The 21,614-nt window shown below is 57.3% G+C and carries 15 protein-coding genes; 5 read left to right on the forward strand and 10 right to left on the reverse strand.

What is annotated here, in order from left to right:
• Positions 1 to 55: 55 nt before the first annotated feature.
• The 4 genes from ACXAG1_RS13675 to ACXAG1_RS13690 all read right to left on the reverse strand — a co-directional run bounded on the left by ACXAG1_RS13675 (position 56) and on the right by ACXAG1_RS13690 (position 5,112).
• Complete coding sequence (locus ACXAG1_RS13675) at positions 56 to 172, reverse strand: DUF2474 family protein (RefSeq protein WP_475091284.1); 117 nt, start codon at positions 170 to 172, stop codon at positions 56 to 58.
• Entirely contained in the window at positions 172 to 1,176 is a 1,005-nt protein-coding gene (gene cydB, locus ACXAG1_RS13680) for a cytochrome d ubiquinol oxidase subunit II (protein ID WP_475119984.1), read from the reverse strand. The genes ACXAG1_RS13675 and cydB overlap by 1 nt, the downstream gene beginning before the upstream one ends.
• On the reverse strand, positions 1,163 to 2,596 hold the full coding sequence (locus tag ACXAG1_RS13685) for a cytochrome ubiquinol oxidase subunit I (RefSeq protein WP_475119985.1): 1,434 nt from the start codon (positions 2,594 to 2,596) through the stop codon (positions 1,163 to 1,165). Before ACXAG1_RS13685 ends, cydB begins: the two co-directional genes overlap by 14 nt.
• A gap of 194 nt (positions 2,597 to 2,790) precedes the next feature.
• Positions 2,791 to 5,112, reverse strand: coding sequence for a TonB-dependent receptor (locus ACXAG1_RS13690; protein ID WP_475119986.1), 2,322 nt, complete (start codon positions 5,110 to 5,112; stop codon positions 2,791 to 2,793).
• A gap of 278 nt (positions 5,113 to 5,390) precedes the next feature.
• Between ACXAG1_RS13690 and ACXAG1_RS13695 the strand changes: the two genes are divergently transcribed.
• The 4 genes from ACXAG1_RS13695 (at position 5,391) to ACXAG1_RS13710 (ending at position 8,932) form a co-directional block, all read left to right on the forward strand.
• A complete protein-coding gene (locus ACXAG1_RS13695; protein ID WP_475119987.1) occupies positions 5,391 to 5,717 on the forward strand; it encodes a hypothetical protein in 327 nt (108 codons plus the stop codon).
• Complete coding sequence (locus tag ACXAG1_RS13700) at positions 5,718 to 5,972, forward strand: hypothetical protein (protein WP_475119988.1); 255 nt, start codon at positions 5,718 to 5,720, stop codon at positions 5,970 to 5,972. It abuts the gene before it with no gap.
• Positions 5,973 to 6,002: 30 nt separating this feature from the next.
• Complete coding sequence (locus ACXAG1_RS13705; RefSeq protein WP_475119989.1) at positions 6,003 to 7,598, forward strand: PepSY-associated TM helix domain-containing protein; 1,596 nt, start codon at positions 6,003 to 6,005, stop codon at positions 7,596 to 7,598.
• A gap of 230 nt (positions 7,599 to 7,828) precedes the next feature.
• Positions 7,829 to 8,932, forward strand: a complete 1,104-nt coding sequence (locus ACXAG1_RS13710) for a polysaccharide lyase family 7 protein (protein ID WP_475119990.1) — start codon at positions 7,829 to 7,831, stop codon at positions 8,930 to 8,932.
• A 74-nt stretch (positions 8,933 to 9,006) separates the two neighbouring features.
• Here ACXAG1_RS13710 and ACXAG1_RS13715 read toward each other — a convergent pair whose 3' ends face one another.
• The gene (locus tag ACXAG1_RS13715; protein WP_475119991.1) at positions 9,007 to 12,327 is read right to left on the reverse strand and encodes a hypothetical protein; all 3,321 of its coding nucleotides are present in this window, start codon (positions 12,325 to 12,327) and stop codon (positions 9,007 to 9,009) included.
• Between the two features lie 2,103 nt (positions 12,328 to 14,430).
• Here ACXAG1_RS13715 and ACXAG1_RS13720 point away from each other — a divergent pair.
• Complete coding sequence (locus tag ACXAG1_RS13720; RefSeq protein WP_475119992.1) at positions 14,431 to 14,631, forward strand: hypothetical protein; 201 nt, start codon at positions 14,431 to 14,433, stop codon at positions 14,629 to 14,631.
• A 579-nt stretch (positions 14,632 to 15,210) separates the two neighbouring features.
• Here the strand turns inward: ACXAG1_RS13720 and glmS are convergent.
• From glmS to pdhA, 5 genes are all read right to left on the reverse strand, one after another.
• Positions 15,211 to 17,040, reverse strand: coding sequence for a glutamine--fructose-6-phosphate transaminase (isomerizing) (gene glmS, locus ACXAG1_RS13725; RefSeq protein WP_043319879.1), 1,830 nt, complete (start codon positions 17,038 to 17,040; stop codon positions 15,211 to 15,213).
• Between the two features lie 207 nt (positions 17,041 to 17,247).
• Positions 17,248 to 18,009: a DeoR/GlpR family DNA-binding transcription regulator gene (locus tag ACXAG1_RS13730; protein ID WP_475119993.1), complete on the reverse strand. Its 762-nt coding sequence runs from the start codon at positions 18,007 to 18,009 to the stop codon at positions 17,248 to 17,250.
• A gap of 66 nt (positions 18,010 to 18,075) precedes the next feature.
• Positions 18,076 to 19,269: a dihydrolipoamide acetyltransferase family protein gene (locus ACXAG1_RS13735; RefSeq protein WP_475119994.1), complete on the reverse strand. Its 1,194-nt coding sequence runs from the start codon at positions 19,267 to 19,269 to the stop codon at positions 18,076 to 18,078.
• A complete protein-coding gene (locus tag ACXAG1_RS13740) occupies positions 19,266 to 20,297 on the reverse strand; it encodes an alpha-ketoacid dehydrogenase subunit beta (protein WP_475091292.1) in 1,032 nt (343 codons plus the stop codon). Before ACXAG1_RS13740 ends, ACXAG1_RS13735 begins: the two co-directional genes overlap by 4 nt.
• Positions 20,298 to 21,431: a pyruvate dehydrogenase (acetyl-transferring) E1 component subunit alpha gene (gene pdhA / locus ACXAG1_RS13745; protein ID WP_475119995.1), complete on the reverse strand. Its 1,134-nt coding sequence runs from the start codon at positions 21,429 to 21,431 to the stop codon at positions 20,298 to 20,300.
• Positions 21,432 to 21,614: the final 183 nt, after the last annotated feature.

Below are 21,614 nucleotides of genomic sequence, written 5' to 3' on the forward strand. Positions count from 1 at the left end.
GGGGGCGGAGTCTACGCGGGTGTGAGTGAAAAGAAACGGGCATCGAGCGCCGGCTTCATGGCGCCAGCCACCACTTCAGAATGAGTGACACACTGCCAAGCGCCATCACACTCATCAACCAGATTGCCAGCATCCAGCCCAGCCGCTTCCAGGTGGCACCTTCCTGCTTCATCAGTGATACCCCTCGGTGCCGACTTTGCCGCGGAACACCCAGTAGGCCCAACCGGTATACGCCAGGATCACCGGAATGATAAATGCCGCGCCCACCAGTAAAAACAACTGGCTATCGCGCGGCGCCGCGGCCTCCCAGAGGGTGATCGACGGCGGAATCATGTTGGGGAAAATACTGATACACAACCCGATAAAGCCCAGCAGGAACAGCGCCAGCGCCATCAGGAACGGCAGCAGTTCATGCCCCTTTTTCAGGCTCCAGAAAAATACGCCGGTGCAGATAATCACCAGTAAAGGAACCTGTGCGGTGAGCAGGACCTGGGGCATTTCAAACCAGCGGCGCCAGTAGTCATTACTCAGAAACGGGGTTGCCAGGCTTACCGCAACCAGTGCCCCTACGGTGGCTACCCCCAACCCGTAGGCGAGACGGTGTGCATGACGCTGGCATCCACCCTCGGTTTTTCGAATCAACCAGGTGGCACCCAGCAGCGCATAACCAATTACCACAGCAATACCGGTAAGCACGCTGAACGGACTCAGCCAGTCGAGCCAACCGCCAGCATAGGCGTTGTTCTCCACCTCAATACCCTGCAGGATGGCGCCGATGGTGATGCCCTGTGCCAGCGCGGCCACGGTGGAACCCACGGTAATTACCAGATCCCACAGTGGCTGGTGGGCGGGATCCCGCCAGCGGAATTCAAATGCCGCGCCGCGAAACACCAGCCCCAGCAGCATGGCAATCATCAACGGATAGGTCGCCGGCAGGATGATCGCGTAGGCGAGGGGGAAAACCGCCAGCAGTCCGCCGCCACCCATGACCAGCCAGGTTTCGTTGCCATCCCAGAAGGGTGCAATGGAGTTGATCGCCTGATCGCGCTCCTCTCCTGGGGCGAGTACAGGCGAGAGAATACCGACACCCAGATCAAAGCCATCCAGCACCACATAGGCAAAGACAGAAAAGCAGATCAGCCCCGCCCAGATCAGTGGCAGATCAAGACTTTCCATGGGTACCTCCTGCATGGCCTGATGACGCCGGTGCCAGACTGGACGCCGGTGTAATGCCGGCAGCATGGGCCGGCGCCTTGTCGGGTTCCGATTCACCGCGATTGGGTGGATGCGCCATCAAGCGCAGCAGATAGTAAATTCCCATGCCGAACACCGCGGTGTAGACCACAACAAAGGCTATCAGCGACGCCGCCACCGCCGGCGCATCCAGCGGCGAGGCGGAATCCACCGTTCGCATCAGCCCGTATACAGTAAAGGGCTGGCGGCCAACCTCCGTGGTAATCCAGCCCGCGATTACCGCGACAAACCCCGCAGGCCCCATACACACCGCAGCCCGGTGCAATGCGCGGGACGCATACAGGCGTTGTCGGCGCCGCGCGATCAGACTCCAGACCCCCAGCGCCAACATGGCGAAACCAATCGCGACCATTACACGGAAAGACCAGAACACCACCGCGACCGGCGGCCAGTCCTCCCGCGGAAAGTCCGTCAGCCCGGGCAGCGGTGCGTTCGGGTCGTGTTTGAGAATCAGAGAACCCAGCTTGGGAACCTCAATCTTGAAATGCACCTTGGCCGCTTCTTCATCCGGAATCCCGAACAGGATCAGGGGCGCACCGTTGGGACTGGGATCGAAATCCCCCTCCATCGCCAGCACCTTGACCGGCTGATGCTCCAGGGTATTCAGCCCATGCATATCCCCCGCGAGGATCTGCACCGGGGTTACAATGACCGCCATCCACATAGCCATGGAGAACATTTTGCGGGCGCCGACGTTATTGCGGTCTCTGAGCAGGTGCCAGGCACCAACGCCCCCCACCGCAAACGCCGTGGTGAGATAGGCGGCGATCACCGTATGTACCAGCCGGTAGGGGAAGCTCGGATTGAAAATCACATCCCACCAGGATTTGCCGACAATAAACTGACCCTGGTCATTGATTTCAAAGCCCGCCGGCGTCTGCATCCAGGAATTCACCGACAGAATCCAGAAAGCGGACACCACAGTACCCAGCGCCACCATACAGGTCGCGAAAAAGTGCAGGCGTTTCCCCACTTTATTGATGCCAAATAACATGACACCGAGAAACCCCGCCTCGAGGAAGAAGGCAGTAATCACCTCATACCCCATCAGCGGACCGATCACCGGACCGGCCTTGTGGGAAAACTCAGACCAGTTGGTACCGAACTGGTAGGAAAGCACGATGCCAGACACCACACCCATACCAAATCCCACCGCAAAGATTTTCAGCCAGTAGCGATACAGGTTTGCGTAGACGCCGCGGCCGGTTTTCAGCCACAGCCCCTCCAGCACCATCAGGTAGCTGGCCAGACCGATGGAGAAAGCCGGAAATATAAAGTGAAACGACACGGTAAATGCAAACTGCACCCGCGCGAGGAAAACGGCGTCTAGATGCTCGAACACAACCTGGGTACCCTGGTGAATGACTTTATCTGCCCTGATAAAAAGTAGTCGCCCGCGAGGCGCTGTCTAGCTGTGACCGCGCAGATTCCTCTCATCGCACAGCCATTGTCGATCGGTCTTCGCAAAGATTACACACACAAAAAAACCCGCTGGGATTTCTCCCGGCGGGCTTTTTTTGGACTTCGATGAGCGGTCTAGAAGTTCGCTTCTACCCGCAGCGTCGCCAGGCGCGGCTGACCGAGGGTGGTGGAGTAACCGCCGGCATCCGGCTGCACAATGTACTCTTCATCCAGCAGGTTGGTCACGATCAGGTAGGTGCCGAAGTTGTCCCACTCGTAACCACCGCGCAGGTTGACCACCCAGCGGGCGTCAGTTTCAGGATCGTAGCGGGGGTCATCTTCCGACAGGTTGCTCACATACGGATTGACCACGGCCTGGGCTTCGCCCTGATAGTTGGCATTCGCATTGAATACGATGCCCTGGTCGCCGCGGTAGGTAACGCCAAAGTTGGCGGTGGAGTCCGGGGCACCGGCGAAGGCGCGGCCGGAAAGATCGTAGGTGATATCCGGCTGCACGATTTCAAATTCGGTGAATTCGGTATCGCTGATACCCACGCCGGCGAAGCCGCTCCATTCCGGGGTGATCTGGTAGGCCAGTTCAACTTCGAAGCCGCGCACGCGGGATTCACCGCTGTTGACGGTTTCCGAATCAAATTCGCTGCGGCTCAGCTGTGAAGCCACCTGCTGGTCTTTCCAGTCTAGCTGGTACAGGTTGGCGTTGGCGGACAGGCGGCCGCCCAGCCACAGGGAGCGGAACGCCAGTTCGTAGTTCCAGGTATATTCCGCGTCGTACACGAAGGTTTCACCGCGGGCGACGTTGGTGCCCACACCGCCGGAGCGGTAGCCTTTCTGCACGGTGAAGCTGGTGGACATATCCGGGGTCCAGTGCCAGGTGGCGCCGAGTTTCGGCAACACTTCTCCAAAATCCCGGTCGACACGGGGCTCGACGCCGGACGCGGCGGCGGCGTAGTCGAGAATATAGGCGTTGAAGGTTTGCACCAGGAAACCGGTCTGCGGGTCAAAGTTCGCAGGATCGGGCATATCCCCGGCGTTGACGATGGTGAACAGGTCTTCGCCTTCGTTGGCCTGGGATTCGCGGTCATAGCGCAGGCCGCCGAACACGTCGAGCTGGTCGGTGACGGAGTAGCTCACATCGGCAAACAGCGCGGTGCTCTCCACGTACTGATTCAGGAAACCGTCGCTGTTGAGCTGGGCCGGGTTGAAGCCACCGTAGAGGGACAGCAGACCCGCCGCCATTTCCACCGGCAGACCGAATTGATAGGCGAGAGATTCCGGGGTAATACCCAGCTCCGCAAACGAAATCAGGCGATTGCCCACATACACGTCGCTGACTTCCAGATCGGAGTAGTAGGCACCGATCACACCGGAGAAGCGTTCGTAGTCGAAATTGAACAGCAATTCCTGGCTAAGCGTTTCATCCACGCGGTCGTCGTACTGGGTGGTGCCCGGCACCGGGCTGGCATCGCCGTCCCACTCATAGCCGTAATTGGAGTCGCTGTAGGCGGTGCTGGAGGTAAGACTCCAGTTTTCGTTCAGCGCGTAAGACAACTTCAAGACTGCCATATCGGTATCGGTGTACTCGAAGGTGGGATCGTTGAAGGTGGTCTGCTGGTTCTCGAATGGATCCTCCGAAGGATTGATCCACTTCACACCCTGCTCGCTCTCTCCGGTAGTCAGGGTCAACAGGGCGCGCAGGTCCGGCAGTGCTTCCGGCTCGTACAGCAGTTTCAGACGCAGGGTCTGATCATTTTCATAGTTGCTGTTTTCACCGCGGGTGACGTTGGGGATATAGCCATCGAAATCGCGGTCTTCCGCGGCGATGCGGAAAGCCAGCTGGTTTTCGATAATGGCACCGCCGAAGGCCACCGCTTTTTCTTCGCGGCCCTCTTCACCAAAGCCGAGGCGCCCACGCAGGGTCCAGTCGTAGGTGGGGTCGATGGTGTTCATGACGATGGCACCGGCCAGTGCGTTGCGCCCCTGCAGGGTGGACTGGGGTCCGCGCAATACCTCTACCTGCTGCACGTCCCAGGTAGAGAAGCCGCCTTTCTGGATCATGCGGTAGGGCAGCACCGCGCCATCGGAGTAAACGCTGGTCAGGAAGCTGTTGCCACCACCGGAGACGTTGAATGCATCGATACCGCGGATGGTGAAACCGCGGCCGGGGGTGCCGGTAACGTTGGGTGTGCGCTCCAGCACGTCGTACATGCTGTTGATGTTTTCTTCTTCGATGCTCTTCGCGGTCACCACCTTCACACTGGTGACCGTGTCCTGCAGCGAGCGTTCGGTTTTCTGACCGACCACCATGACTTCTTCAAGGCCGGACGTTTTGTCTTCCGCCTGCTGTGCGAATACCGGTACAGAGAAGACGAGACCGGAAGTGAACCCCAAGGCGATAGCGCGGCAGAGCGGGCGCCGCGCGAACTGGATGGCAGACATTATGTGCTCCATTTAAATGTGCTGAGTCAGAAAACCACTGGACACGCCAACAATGCGGGTCTTTTTGTTGGTTGCTTATTAGCTGTTTATTAGTGCCGGCAAATACATGGCACTGCGCGAAAACTCCGCGTTGGTCGAATGTGTCTGGCGCGTCATTCTTGAACTTTTCCAGACATTCGAAGTTTTTCGACCGGATTGTTGGGCCGAAACCGGCACAATGGTATCATTTGATAAATTTAGTGAGAACCATTATCAAAGATAATAACAGTCGATAAACTATGGAAATACTGCTATTGAAACTGCTGGCGGGTGTGCTGGGGTTTGGCGGGTGCCTGCTGACCTATCTCGCATCCACACGTCAGCGCCTGCTGGGCAAACCACTCGAACAGAAATCCGCCTGGGGACTCTTCGCCGGCATGCAGCTGCTGGCCTGCGTACTGCTGGCCAAAATCTATCCGGCGGTTTCCGCGGTCCTGTTCGTGCTGACTCTGGTCATGCTGTCGTGGATCGCACTGGTGCTGGCGTCGGCGCACCTGGCGCGGCGGCCGATTCTGGTGGGCGCGCTCGGCCTGTTTCTCACTTCTCTCTTTATGGTGACCGGATAAATGTGGCTTAAATCACTCGCGGGATTTTTTCTCGGTCTTTTGATCTCCACCAGCCTGGTACTGAACCTGAAACTGCTGCCGGTGGATGTGGATACCCGACTCCTCGCCGGACTACTGCTCGCCTTTGTGCTGTGGGCGGCGGTGATGACCTATTTCTACTACGCCAGCTCGGTAAAGCGCGCCAGCCTGAACAGCCTGAAACTGCTGGCGGTGTCCGCCGCGGTCAACGGCGTTGTGCTGTACAGCGGCATCTGACGTGAACCCCAATAAAGAGATAACCGATTCATGAGTGACAAGAACGCCGGTATCAAGAACCTGATCGAGGCCCACAGCTGGCTCGGGGTGATCATTTCCGTTGCGCTGTTTATCGTGTTCTGGGCCGGCTCGGTGGTGCTGTTCCACCACGAGATCCAGGCCTGGGCCCAGGCACCACACTTCGCCATCGATAAAAATGCGCCGGACCTGCCGATTGAAGACATCGTTGCGCAGAAGCTGAAAGAGCACCCGCTGAATAACGAAGAACACCTCACGGTACTGATTGCGGACGATCACCACCCGTACCACAACATCTACATCGACCTGCAGCCGGAAGAGGGCTACGAGGGCCCGGAGCAGGTAGCGCAGTTACTGGTACACCCGAAAACCGGTGAAACCCTCGCCAACGTCGACGACTTCTACCTGGCCGACTTCCTGCTGCACCTGCACTACGATCTGCGCCTGCCCGGTGGCATGTACCTGGTGGGCGTGGTGACCCTGATTTTTATGGTGCTGATCTTTACCGGTATCTATATTCACGCGCGCAAGCTGTTCAACAACTTCTTCCTCTACCGGGAGAACAGCAAACGCAATAAAAACCTGGATATGCACAATGTGATCGGCGTGATGAGCCTGCCGTTCGGATTGATGTACGCGATCACCGGGGTCATCTTCAATATTTCCATCGTGTTCCAGATCGCGTTTGCGGTATTCCTGTATCAGGGCGACCAGAACGCCATGCTGGAAGATGCCGGCTACACCATCGTCACCGAAAAGCCTTCGGGCAAACCGATGGATATGCAGCCCGCCTACGACTACGCCCGCGCGCGCGGCGAAGAGACCGGCTCTCCGGTGATCATGCTGCGCTTCTACAACTACGGCGACGAAAACGCGGTACTGCAAACCTACGCCATCGACGAAAGCCGCTTTGCCCAGCCGGTGGAATACTATTACCAGGTGCGCGACGGCAGCCTGATCGGTCTGAAAGATGCAGAAAACCGCAATGCCGTAACCAGTGGACTCGATACCATTGTCGCCCTGCACTTCGGCAACTTTGCCGGGGTCGACCTGCGCATTCTCTACCTGCTGTTGGGCCTGGCCATCGCCGGCATGATCGTGGTGGGGAACCTGTTGTGGCTGGATAAACGCGCGCTGCAGAAAAATGTCAGTCCACGCAGCATCAATCTGGTAGCCAATCTCACCCTCGGCGGTTGTGGCGGTGTGGTGCTGGCGACCGCCGGCGGCTTCCTGCTGGAGCGCATCCTGCCGCTCGGCCTCGCCGCACGCGGCGACTGGGTTGCCTACAGCTTTGGCGCTATGCTGGCTCTCACCGTGGTTTGCGCATTCCTGGTGCCGAACAAGCGCCACTTCCTGCGCCTGACCCTGTGGGCCACCGCTGCACTGTGTGTGGCCACCGTGATCGCCGACTGGACCATGTTTGGCGATAAGATGGGCGAGCTGTGGCAGAACGGCTTCTACCAGGTAATTGGTATGCAGACGGCGCTGCTGATCAGCGCGGCCACTTGTGTATGGATCGCCACCTTGTTGAGAAGAAAGTTGTTGAGTGACAAAGCAGAAAACATGGCTCCGGCGGAGCAGGATAAAGGATTGCTTGGCAACAGCTGACGCAATTCAATCAGATCAAATCGAGAGGCCCGCATATCCGGGCCTTTTTTTGTGAGCGACAAAAGCTACTTCGACTTATCGCTGTTTAATTGGTCAACCAATTAACGCAAAAAATCGGAAAAATCCGGGCCTTGCGGCCTTCAGGGTGTAAGAATTGAACATTCATTTTGAGCCCGGGAACCTGTCTCTGGGACCCGCCTGAATACCCGCAGTCTGATATCGGTCGATGTATGATTAAAAAGCCTTTTTCCTCCGATCGCCCTTTCTCCATCCTTTATTCCAGCGCGCTGGTCGCCACCTGCACACTTTTTTCTGCCTGTCAGAACAGTCAGGAAAGCGTATCCGTGGAAACTGCGAAGAATGAGCGCACTTCGGCGATAGTCCCAGGATCATTGGTGGACCTCCGCCACTGGAAAATCACCCTGCCCATGGACAGCAACGGTGATGGGAAAATTGACGAAGTGGGCCCGCCACAGATTTTGCGCCTGTATGAGCCGCGTTTCTTTTACGGAAACCACAAGGGTGAAGTGGTATTTACCGCCCCCAACAAGGCCATCACCACAGCCAACTCCACCAATACTCGCAGTGAACTGCGCCAGATGCTTGATCCCCAGGGCACCAAGACCAAAGCGCCGGGCAATAATTTTGTACTCGCAGCACACCCCAATGCGCAGCGTTTTGGCTCCGTCGGCGGACGTCTTTCCGCGACTCTCGCGGTCAATCACGTCGCGGTGAATGCCGCGCATCCCGGCAAGCCTCCGGCATATTCTGTCGTGGTCGGCCAAATACACGCGGGCAAGGATGAAAGCCTGCTCAGCCAAAGTTTTGGCTACGGCAACGAGCCACTGAAGATCTACTACAAAAAATTCCCCAACCACGCGTACGGCTCGGTTTTCTGGACCTATGAGCGCAACCTGGCAAAAGACGATCCCAACCGCATCGATATTGCCTACCCGGTGTGGGGCAACACCTGGGAATCCGCGGAAAATCCGGGTCAGAAGGGCATCAAGCTCAACGAGTCGTTCAGCTATACGGTCAATGTGGTCGGCAATATCATGCAGCTGGTATTTGAAGCACCCAACAAACCGCGAGTGGCGTACAACATTGACCTGTCGAGTAATACGGATGCATACGGCAAGGTCGACAGCCTGGACAACCCAGCAGGCTACAGCGGCGACTGGTTTTATTTCAAAGCGGGCGCCTACAACCAGTGCAGCAGCAAAGACCAACAGGGCATGTGGTATCCCGGCTGCGCCGGTTCAGGGGTTTGGGAAGAGGATTTCCGTGAGGGCAATTATGCCCGGGTGAGTTTTTCTTCCATTGAACTGAAGTAGACGTTTATCGCCTCGTTCCAGAAGCGAAAAAGCCGGTGGGGTTACCACCGGCTTTTTCTCGTATCGCATTGGCTTTAGTGGGCCGCTCTCCAGTAGGACACTCTCCAGTAGGCCAATCTCCGGCGCCACAGACCGCCCAGGGCCAGCAGAGAAAGTAACCAGAGGCCGACACTACCGCCACTGGAACCGCTACCACCGCTTCCACCGTTATTTACCGGAGTCTGACCGCCGGTGCTGATGCCGTCAGAAGAATCGTCGTCACCGCCATTGTCGGTATCGCCGTCACCCTGGTCGCCACTATCCGAACCACCGTCATCAGTTCCTCCATCGTCGGGAGCCGCGGCTTCCTGCAGGGTAAAGGTGAAGGTCTCTTCTTCGGAAGACAGCATCGGATTGCCGTCATCGGTTACCACAACGCGTGCGCTGTACTCACCGAGAGTCATCGATACCGGATCAAAGGAGAAGGAAGCCTGATCGCCGGGTGTTACCGGCAGCTCTTCGGTATACCACTGATAGCTGTGGGTGTCGCCACCATTTACATCTTCAACAGCGGCGGTCAGCGTGATCTCTCCGGCGTCGTTAATAAATATCGTGCCGTTCTCTCCTGACTGAGATCCCGTTACCTGCACTGTGGGTGCCACATTATTGTCCGTGACCGTCATGCGGTGGTTGCTGCGCGAGTCGTCAATTGGCATGGCAAAAACATCGGCGCTACCTGCGATTGCCGAGACCAGCGCGATAGAGAGTACCTCGTCTGCTTCTTGCAGACCGTCGCCTACCACTGGAATTCGCACAGCAGCGTTTTCCAGCGCATCCACGGAGTCGATAGTGACAAGTAATTCACTCGGGTCTACACCACTTTCACCTTCGGTAACCATGTCGTCGGTGGTCGCGGTGCTTTCCGATTCCACCCAGGTGGCCAGAATGGAAATCGGATAGGCGGGGGACGGGCCCGACAGCTCTACTGCTAGCAGCGCATCCCGGTCTTCACCCGTAATGGATTCTTCTAAAACGAAACGCACCTGCGGGAATACATTGACCGTTTGTGACAAAGGCTCGGAACGGTTACCCGCGTCGTCGACCGCAAACCAATGCAGACTTAGCGCACCGCTTGTTAGAGACACCTGCTGATCGGCATTGATCGCGAGTGGTTCACCATTCAGCTCTACCTGGTAGTCCAGCTCATCGTCGAAATTATCGATGGCCTGAGCTTCGTTCACATTCAGGGTGACCAGAGTGCTTTCACCAGTGGCCGCAACGCCGATTGCCGACGGAGCTTTGAGGATTTCTGGAGCGTCCTCGTCTTCCGCGCGTGACGGGTCTGTGGGATAGGCATCTTCAGCGTTTGTAACGCCGTCGTTGTCCGTGTCACCCAGAGATGGATCTAGTGTGAGTTTGGATGCACCTAGGCAAGCACTATCACACGATTCGAGCCAGGCATCTGGCAGTCCGTCGTTGTCTGCATCTTCTGATGCGGCTGCATCAACCGGGAAGGCGTCTTGCGTGTTGGCCACTCCATCGTTGTCGTTGTCGTGATCCAGGGTCAGACCAGAGGCAGACTGACAGGTGCTGTCGCAATCATCGCTCCAACTATCTGGTTGGCCGTCGCCGTCAGTATCTACAGACGCGGCCGAATCGACAGGGAAGGCGTCTTGTATGTTGGCTACACCATCGTTGTCGTTGTCGTCGTCTAAGGTGAGACCGGACTCTGTCTGACATGCGCTGTCGCAATTCTCGAGCCATTCATCTGGCTGACCATCTCCATCGGTATCGACAGATGCCGCTGCATTGGTTGGCAGATCGTCGACATTATTGGTGACGCGATCGTTGTCCGTGTCATTCAAAGATGTATCCAGAATAAGACTGGAAGCAGACTGACAAGCATTATCGCAGGTGTCCAACCAGGCATCTGGCAATCCGTCGTTGTCGGCATCTACGGATGCGGCAGCATCGAGCGGGAAGGCGTCCTGTGAATTGGTTACGCCATCATTGTCCGTGTCATTCAAGGATGTATCCAGAGTAAGACCGGAAGCGAACTGACAGGCGCTGTCGCAACCCTCGAGCCATTCGTCTGGGTGACCGTCGCCGTCGGAATCGACTGACGCAGCAGCGTTGGTTGGCAGGTCATCCACATCGTTGTTGATGCCGTCGTTGTCCGTATCGTTAAGAGATGCATCCAGCGTGAGGCCCGATTCCGACTGGCAGGCACTGTCGCAAGCATCCAGCCAGGCGTCCGGCAGGCCATCGTTGTCGGCATCGACGGAAGCTGCGGCATCGACCGGGAAGGCGTCCTGCTCGTTGGCTACGCCATCATTGTCATTGTCGTCATCCAGAGTGAGGCCAGATGCGGACTGACAGGCGCTATCGCAACCCTCGAGCCATTCGTCTGGTTGACCGTCGCCGTCGGTATCAGCAGATGCTGCAGCACTGTTTGGCAAGTCATCGATATCGTTGGTTACGCCATCATTGTCCGTGTCGTTAAGAGATGCATCCAACGTAAGACCGGACGCGGATTGACAAGCACTGTCGCAGTTGTTCAGCCACGCATCTGGCATGCCGTCGTTGTCGTCATCTACAGAGGCTGCGGCATCAACCGGGAAGGCGTCTTGCTCGTTGGCTACACCATCATTGTCATTGTCGTCATCCAGAGTGAGGCCGGATGCGGACTGACAGGCGCTGTCGCAGTTGCCATTCCAGCTATCTGGTTGACCGTCGCCGTCGGTATCCACAGAGGCTGCGGCGTTATCAACAAAGGCATCTTCGTCGTTTACTACACCGTCGTTGTCGGTGTCGTTCAGAGATGCATCCAACGTGAGGCCCGATTCCGACTGGCATGCACTGTTGCAAGTTTCCAGCCAGGCGTCCGGTAAGCCATCGTTGTCGGTATCGACCGAAGCGGCGGCATTAAGCGGGAAAGCGTCTTGCTCATTGGCTGCGCCGTCATTGTCATTGTCGTCGTCCAGAGTGAGGCCGGAGGCGGACTGGCAGGCGCTGTCGCAACCCTCAAGCCATTCGTCTGGCTGGCCATCGCCGTCGGTATCCACGGAGGCGGCGGCGTTATCAGCAAAGGCATCTTCGTCGTTCACTACACCGTCATTGTCGGTGTCGTTCAGAGATGCATCCAGCGTGAGGCCCGATTCGGACTGGCATGCACTGTCGCAAGTATCCAGCCAGGCGTCCGGCAAGCCATCGTTGTCGATATCGACCGAAGCCGCGACATCGACCGGGAAGGCGTCTTCGCTGTTGGCAACACCATCATTGTCGTTATCCGTATCAAGCGTCAGCCCCGAGGCAGTTTGACATGCGCCATCACACCCTTCACTCCAACTATCCGGTAAGCCATCCCCATCGGTGTCTACTGCGACAGCCGCATTCTCCGGGAACTGATCCAACACCAAACCACTGGTCGCACGGCAGTCTGCGTCACAGCCGATCCGCCAGAAGTCCGGAGAGCCATCACCATCACTATCTACGCTAGCAGCAAATTTTTCAGGGAAAGCGTCGACTTCTCCAACAAAACCATCGCCGTCCCCATCTCGGAATAGTTTTCCTTGTAGGCGAAGTCCGGGCAGTTCGGTCGTGACTCCAAAATCCCAGTACGATCTGCCTTGATCATCTGCATAATTAGACCAACCACTATAGATTGTGGTGTTCGCACATGTCATATTATCCGCACCGGTGGGGCACTGAAGCTCAACCAATGTTGTGCCGATGCCGCCTCCACTTGAAGGCTGACCAGAAGTATTTGTTGCCCAATAACTATCACGAACAGTCCCCCACCCCTGGGTCAAGCCTCCTGTAGATTCACTCCCAGATACATACGCTGTGGAAAAACTGGCATGAATGTTTGCAAAATTATTGCCCACCAACCCACCAACATATTTAGAGCCGCTCACGCTGCCCGTAGCATAGCTAGCGATAATTTCGCTTGATCCCGTCTCTCCAATCAATCCGCCAACTCTTAGTTCACCAGTTACAGAGCCGCTGACGTATGATGCTATAACCTGACTCTTACTTGCTACTCCTGCGATACCACCGACACTCCAGCGGCCTCGAATCGATAGCAATGGCCCCGACAGACCCAACTCCTTAACAGTTGCGTTTTCAATGAAGCCAAATAAACCTTGATGTCGATCATCAGGGCGATTGATAACAAGATTACTTATGACGTGGCCATTTCCATGGAATACGGAACTAAAAACACTATCGACAGGAAGCTTGCCTATGGGCTCCCAGCCTTGCCCATCATTCCAAAATTCATCTTCGCTATCGAATACTCCGTCACCATTGGTATCGAAATTTAAATCACTTACCAACTCATAGCCTTTGCAGCGCGCTTCCCACACACCGTATGTTAAAACGTACGGACAACCCGAAACGTCAAGGTTACCCCCGGCGATCAATCGCTGACCCACACCTTTCAAACTATATCGGACTGCATTCAGTTCCGCCCAGCTAGAAACTTCAATAAATCCATTGTTATTGATGTCCGCATCAACAATACCGTCATTATTGTCATCTTCATCCTGAATGTTGCTTACTCCGTCATTATCGGAATCATTTAGTTCCACATCTAGCGTCAAGCCAGAATCGAGTTGACACGTCATATCACAGCCCACATTCCACTGGTCAGGTAGACCATCCCGGTCAGTGTCAATTGAGGCCGCTAAACTTTCTGGCAGGTCATCAAAAATCAAGCCACTTTCAGCGCGGCAATCCTCATCACATCCAAGCGTCCATCGGTCAATGGAACCATCACCATCTGCATCGATACTAGCGGGGTACTGTGTTGGAAGAGCGTCGAGTTCATCAGGCGTACCGTCTCCGTCTCCGTCTCGATAAATTCGCCCTTTCAAGCGCAACCCTGGCAGCTCATTGCTATTGCCAAAATCCCAGTAAACTTTCCCCTCGGCATCTTTGTGCTCAAACCAATTTTCGTATATTTCGACCCCTACACAGCTCGTATTATTGGGACCGGTAGGGCACTGAAGAATTTCTATTGAAGCTCCAATACCGGCACCTTCACTAGAGTCCTGTCCCGAAGCGTCCACTGCCCAGTAAACTGCTTCGACCGAACCAAATACGGGGTTTGTGCCTATCTCGGCAATCAGACCTCCCGCACTATATTCTGCGCGCACAAACGCAGTTGACATACTTGCGACGATTTCAATATTGGAAACCTCCCCCACTAATCCCGCCGCACCGTTATTCCCAATCACCGAACCGCTAACGAAACTCGCAGATATCTTACTGTTTATTGCCCGCCCCGCTATGCCACCAATATCGCCTCCAATACCGGAACCGGAAATTGCGCCACTTACGAAAACGGCAGATACGTCACTATCAGTTAAACTACCTGCAACGCCACCCACGATTTCTCTACCCCTAATTGCCATTAGAGGGCCAAAAAGCGCCATCTCGCTGATACTTGCATTAACGACATCACCAAATAGTCCTTGGTGACCAGCGGAACGTGAAATCATGAGATTTAACACTGCATGCCCATTGCCATTAAATTTCGCGCTAAAGGTATTGAAGTACGCTTTACCAATAGGTTCCCAGCCTTTACCTTCATTCCAGTAGGTATCTCGAGCATCAAGCACCCCATCCCCATTGGTATCAAAATCCAAATCCGTGGTGAGTTCAAAGCCAACACAACCATCCGCAGGGCAGCCCTCACTGCTTCCATAGAGCGATGAACCATCCAGGTTGTTGCGGACCTCATCGAGGTCGGCCCAGTCGTTGATTTCGATCAGGCCGTCGTCATCGAGGTCGTAGTCTGCGCGGCCGTCGGCGGACCAGGCTTGCTGGGCTGAAAGCAGCAGGGAAACGCTTAGGGAAAAGAATAAGAAAATAGCGCGTGGCATTGCACTCTCCGTGTAGGCAGCTATTGGGCTTCCAGCCCGACCAGATGTGATTTCTATTACCGCATGGGTGAGTGCGGTACAAAACAGCTGGCGACCTTAACAGAAATGGCTGTGACGCAGAAAGTTGCACTAGTGGATTTACTGAAAATTGCTTAAATTACTGGCGCGTATTTATTCCCTGATGTTTTCACCCTTATTTTTAAGGTGAAAATTACACCTAGTTAGCACCAAAGTACTTATTATTTTGTGATTAATTATCGAGAACAATAAGAAGGCAGAAGTATCTATTTTCGAGTGAATATAGGCTGAAATAAATTAAATGGAACGATGGTTTCATTTTTTTGTTTTGTAAATTTTAAAACGAATATGGGCCGCAAAAGCGACCCATATTTCACGAAATAAATTTTCGAATTATTCCACCGTAACCGATTTCGCCAGGTTGCGCGGCTGGTCCACGTCGGTACCTTTCAGCAACGCCACGTGATAACTCAATAGCTGCAATGGCACCGTATACAAAATTGGAGAAAGACTTTCCGGTGCTTCCGGGACTTCCACTACGGTTACGCCTGGCTCGCTGTTAAAGCCCGATTGTGGGCTGGCAAATACAAACAGTTCGCCACCCCGAGCGCGTACTTCCTGCAGGTTGGATTTCAATTTTTCCAGCAGTTCATCGTTCGGTGCAACGACAATCACCGGCATGTCTGCATCCACCAGAGCCAGGGGGCCATGTTTGAGTTCGCCGGCGGGGTACGCCTCGGCGTGAATGTAGGAGATTTCTTTCAGTTTAAGTGCGCCTTCCAGGGCGATTGGATATTCAACGCCGCGACCTAAAAAGAGTGCGTGATTTTTTTCCGCAAAGGCTTCACTGGTGGCTTTTACCAGAGCGTCGAGGCCGGTGAATTTTTCCATCAGTTTCGGAAGCTGATGCAGGGCGTCGATGAGTTCCGCTTCGCGCTCGCCGCTCATGCCGTTGGCTTTGGCCAGGGCGATGCAGAATATCTGCAGGGCGACTAGCTGGGTGGTGAAGGCTTTGGTGGAGGCGACGCCGATTTCCGGGCCCGCTTCGGTCATCAGGTGCAGTTCGGATTCGCGCACCAGCGAGCTGTTGGGTACGTTGCAGATGGTCATGGAGGCGAGGTAGCCAAGCTCTTTGGCCTGTCGCAGCGCGGCGAGGGTGTCGGCGGTTTCGCCGGACTGGGAGATGGTGACAAACAGAGTGCCCGGGCGCACGGCGGTTTTACGGTAACGAATTTCGCTGGCGACTTCGACGGAGCAGGGCACGCCGGCCCAGTCTTCGATCCAGTAGCGGGCGACGAGGCCGGCGTGGTAGCTAGTACCGCAGGCGACGATCTGCACCTGTTTTACTTGTGGCAGAATTTCGTTAGCGGCGGTGCCGAGGGCCTGGGACAGTACCGAGTGTTCGCCGATGCGGCCGGCCATGGTGGCTTCAACCACTTTGGGCTGCTCGAAAATTTCTTTCTGCATGTAGTGGCGGTAGCGGCCCTTATCGGCCGCGTCGTGACCGCCCTGCAGTTTGTTCACCGGGCGACTGACTTCTTCGCCAGTTTTGTCCCAGATGGCAATGCCGTCGCGGGTGACTTCGGCAATGTCGCCTTCCTCTAAAAAGATAAAACGGTCGGTAACCTGTTGCAGGGCCATGGGGTCGGAGGCGATAAAGTTTTCGTCATAGCCGACGCCGATGACCAGGGGGCTGCCGAGGCGGGCGCAGACCAGACGCTCGGGTTCGGTGGAACAGACCACGCCGAGGGCGTAGGCACCGTGGAGTTTTTCGGTGGCGGCGGAGACGGCTTGCAGCAGATCGCGGTTGTCTTTGGCGAGCTCGTGGATCAGATGGACGACGACTTCGGTGTCGGTCTCCGACTGGAATTCATAGCCTTTGCTGATGAGTTCGTCACGCAGTTCCTGATAGTTTTCGATGATGCCGTTGTGCACCAGGGCGAAGTTGCCGGAGGCGTGCGGGTGGGAGTTTTTATCCGAGGGGACGCCGTGGGTGGCCCAGCGGGTGTGGGCGATACCGAGCTGGCCGGCGGTGGGACTGTCGTCGAGGGCGGATTCCAGGTCGGCGACCTTGCCCTGTGTTTTGCGCAGTTGCAGTTTGCCGTCGCCGTTGACGAGGCACACACCGGCGGAGTCATAGCCGCGGTATTCCAGTCGACGCAGTCCTTCCAACAGGATTCCGGTTACGTTTCTTTGGCCCAGGGCGCCTACGATTCCACACATATTTCTTACCTCGGTATTTCGGTTCGGTGCCACATAATTGGTTTTGTGGCGGCGGCGCTACCGGGTAAGGGTGGGCGAGACACGCCGTGAACCCATCCATGGGGGCTCTTCTGCGAGGTCCCTCTCGCAGAAGGTCTCGCCCACCCTTACCCGGCATCGCCGCCTTCTCGTCATGGTTTCGAGTGATTTACACACTCTGTTTCGTTGTTAATTCACTTCTGCGCAGATGACTCGCAGGCCCCTGCTTTCCAGTTGTGCACAAACCTTGTCTTCGATGCCGCTGTCGGTCACTAAGGTACCGAACATTTCCCAGCTCAGTTCCAGATTCGGAATCCGTCGCCCCACCTTGCTGGACTCCGCCATCACCACTACTTCGCGGGCGACATCGGCCATGACGCGGGACAGGCCAATCTGCTCGTTGAAGGTGCAGGTGCCGCGCTCGAGGTCGATGCCGTCGGCGCCGATAAAGGCCTGGTCGAAGTCGTAGCCGCGCAGGACCTGTTCGGCGACCTGGCCCTGGAAAGCCTCGAAGTGGGGATCCCAGGTGCCGCCGGTCATCAGCAGGGTGGGTTCGTTTTCCAGTTCCCGCAGTTGGTTAGCGACGTGCAGGGAGTTGGTCATGACGACAAGGCCGCGCTTGTGGTTGAGCTCGGGAATCAGGCCGGTGGTGGTGCGGCCGTAGTCGATGACGATGCGGTTGTGGTCGCGGATAAGCTCGGCGGCGGCGCGGCCAATGGCGCGTTTGGTCTGGGACAGGGGATCTTCGGCCACCAGTTCCCGGGGCAGGGGGATGGCGCCGCCGTGGCGGCGCAGCAGCAGGCCGTTGTCTTCCATGGCCGCCAGATCCTTTCGGATCGTAACTTCGGAGGTTTCGAACTGACGCGCGAGTTCTTCGACGCTGGCTTCACCGGCTTCGTTGATCTGGCTGAGTATTTGGTGGCGGCGCTGTTGGGTATTACGCTTGGACATGAGCGTTTGGACATGCTCGCTTAAGTTTCGCTTCGTAAGTTAAGCATAGCAAACCGAAACTGAAGTTCACACCTGACTTTTGCTGAGGTGGTCTTTTACGGCTTTCAGGAATCTGGCCAGTTCACCGCCGGTAACCGCGCGGTGGTCGGCGGTTATCGACAGAGGCAACAGTTTGCGCACCCGGGCCTTCCCCTTGTGGGGCAGTACCGCCTTGTGCGCGCGGCCGGCGCCGACGATACACACCAGTGGCGGCACCACCACCGGCGTGGCGAAGCGGCCCGCCAGACTGCCAAAATTGGAGAGGTGGATGGTGGCGCCCTGTAGATCCTGCTGGGGGATGGCACCTTCATTGGCCTGCTGTTTAAAACGGGCGATTGTCTCCTGCAGCGCATCCTCGCTCTGTGCGCCGACATCTTTGATCACCGGCACAAACAGGCCTTTGGGCGCGTCCACCGCCAGACCGACGTTGACCGGGGTTTTCGGCTCCAGAACGGCGTTGTCGAAGTGGGCATTCAGGTTTGGCTCGTCCGCGGCGGCCAGGGCGATGGCCTTTAGCAGACGCAGGGTGGCGCTGCTGCCCTTGGGCCAGTCGGAGATATCCACCTCATCGAACAGGGTCATGGGGCAGACCTGGTCGCGGGCGCGATTCATGGCCAGCATCATCGCGCGACGGGCGGGGGCCATTTCACTGGATTCGGACGTGGACTTATTACGCTCTTTCGCGACGGTTTCGTCGCTTTTCTCCGGTTTTTCGCTCCAGCGTGGCAGGTTTTCACCACGCGCCGCGGCGCGTACTTCCGCTTCGCTGAAGCGGGCGCCGGACGGATGCAGATCGGCCAGATCAACCTTGAGCCGGCGGGCGAGGGCGCGGATCGCCGGGGTGGCGCAGCGGGGGCGGTTGGCGATGGGGCGCTGTTCTACAGCCAGAGCCTCGCTGCCCTGTTCAATCTTGCCCACCACGGTGCCGCTGTCGCTGTTGGGTTCACTTGCAGGTTTGCTTTCCGGCTCTGGCGCTGAACCCGGCTCCGCACCGGCAAATCCGATCAGCGGCTGGCCGGTTTCCAGTGTCTCGCCTTCCGCGGCAAACAGGGTTTCCACTGTGCCGGAATAGGGGGAGGGAACCTCTACCAGTGCCTTGGCAGTTTCCACGGTCACCAGGGTCTGATCCGCTTTGACGCTGTCACCCTCGTCCACATGCCATTCGCGAATCACCGCATCCGGCAGGCCTTCACCCAGGTCGGGGAGCTTGAAGATCTTCATCGGCCTCCCTCCACTCCGTGTTCGCGGACGCCGTCGCGAACATAGTTAAGTGCAGAGCGGGCGCCAGCCAGGATGCGCTCGACTCCGGGCAGATAGGCATTTTCCAGCTGGTAATAGGGCATCACCGTGTCGTAACCGGTGACCCGCTGCACCGGCGCATCAAGCAGGTCGAAGGCGTACTCCTGAATCTGTGCGGCGATTTCCGCCCCCAAACCACCAAAGCGCGCGGCTTCGTGGACCACCACGCAGCGGCGGGTTTTCTCCAGGGAATCGATGATGGTGTGGATATCCAGGGGCTTGAGGGTGGCGGGGTCAATGACTTCCGCCTCAATGCCGTCGCGGGACAACTGTTCAGCGGCGGCGAGAGTCTCGCGGACGCTTGCGCCCCAGGCCACCATAGTCAGGTCGCTGCCTTCACGCAGGACAAAAGCGCGGTCCAGGGGCAGGGACTCGCCATCGTCCGGTACCGGCTGTCTGGCCGCGCGGTAAATGCGTTTGGGTTCAAGAAAGATCACCGGGTCCGGATCGCGAATGGCCGCCAGCAGCAGACCATAGGCACGCGCGGGGGAGGAGGGCACCACCACCCGCAGACCGGGGATATGCGCAAAGATCGCCTCGGTGCTCTCGCTGTGGTGCTCCGGGGCGTGAATGCCGCCACCATAGGGGGCGCGGTAGACGATGGGGCAGCCTAGGCGGCCGCGGGTGCGATTGCGCATGCGTGCGGCGTGGCTGAGGATATGATCGAGACCCGGGTAGATAAAGCCCATAAACTGGAACTCGGCCACTGGGCGAAGTCCCTGGGTGGCCATACCCACGGCGATGCCGGCGATCATGGTCTCGGCCAGTGGGGTGTCCAGCACCCGGTCTGCACCGAAGGTTTTCTGCAACCCGTCGGTTGCCCGGAATACGCCGCCGTTCGCACCAATATCTTGCCCGAACACCACCACTTCCGGGTTGTTTTTGAGCTCGTAGGCCAGCGCCTGGGCGACCGCTTCCACCAGGGTGATCGCACTGTTTTGTTCGGCCATCTAACCCTTTCCCCCAATCACCGTGCCTTTCTTTAATTCCCGATGCTGCTCGTCGCGCAACTGGTCGTACTGCTCGTACAGCCCTTCCGGCAATTGCGCGTAGAGATGATCGAAGATGGCGGTCACCGGTTCCGGTGCGCGGGATTCCCAGTTATTCAGCGCCGCTTCCATAATCTGTGCCAGCTCGCGGTCCAGGTCCTGCTGCCTGGCATCGCTCCACAGGCCCTGATCCCGTAGATAGGTATCCAGCCGTTTGATCGGTTCCCACTGCCAGGCCTGCTCCAGCTCCTCGGCACCGCGGTAGCGGCTGGCATCATCGGCGGTGGTGTGGTCGCATAGTCTGTAGCTAATTGCCTCGATCAGCGCCGGACCTTCACCTTCGCGCGCCCGCTGTATGGCGTCCCGCACCGCCCAGGCCACGGCCACCACGTCGTTGCCATCCACTTGCAGCGCCGGGATACCGGCGGCGATGGCTTTCTGCGCGATGGTCTGGGTACCGGTTTGCGCGTTTCTCGGCACCGAAATGGCCCACTGGTTGTTGTTCACCACAAACACCATAGGTAGCTTCCACACCCCGGCGAGGTTCATGGCCTCGTAGAAGTCCCCCTTGGAAGTGGCGCCTTCGCCGGAGCTGGCAACCGCTACCTGTAGAGGAATGCCCTGCTGCTGGTGGCGGTATTTCAGCGCAAAGGCCACACCGGCGGCGTGCAGCATCTGGGTGGCGATGGGTACGCAGATGGGCAGATCCTTCGGCGCGTGCTGGAAATTCTGCCCACGCTCGTCACCACTCCAGTTGGCGAGGATCTCTTCAATCTCCACACCGCGCTCAAGCAGGGCGCCGGTTTCCCGGTAGTAGGGGCAGTAGACATCTTCGGCCATCAGCGCGTTGCCGGTGGCGATGCCAATGGCTTCCTGGCCGAGGGTGGAGGGATAGGTGCCGAGGCGGCCGGTGCGCTGGAGTTTTACCGCGCGGTCGTCCACTAGCCGGGCCAGTTGCATTTGCCGGTGGCAGTGGGTGAGCCAGTCGGGAGTGGCAAATTCGGGCAGGGGCTGTGTCTCCCGGCCCTGTTTGTCCAGGTACTGGAGATAGGCGATATCGAAGGAAGCCTGGAGCTGCAGGCGGGGTTTATGCATCGGCTGGGTTCCTTGGATTCCGATGCTTTTAGTGTAGTTGGCGGTCTTCAGGTTACCGGGTTCGCTTGGTTCTCGATTGGTGGCGGTGGATCACTGGGCGTGGGGTTTCAGGACCGCTGTGAACCCATCCCTGGGCGCTGCGGCGCAAACATCCTGTTTGCGACGCTCCTGAAACCCCACGCC

It is taken from the genome of Microbulbifer sp. ABE4_465, from assembly GCF_056160765.1.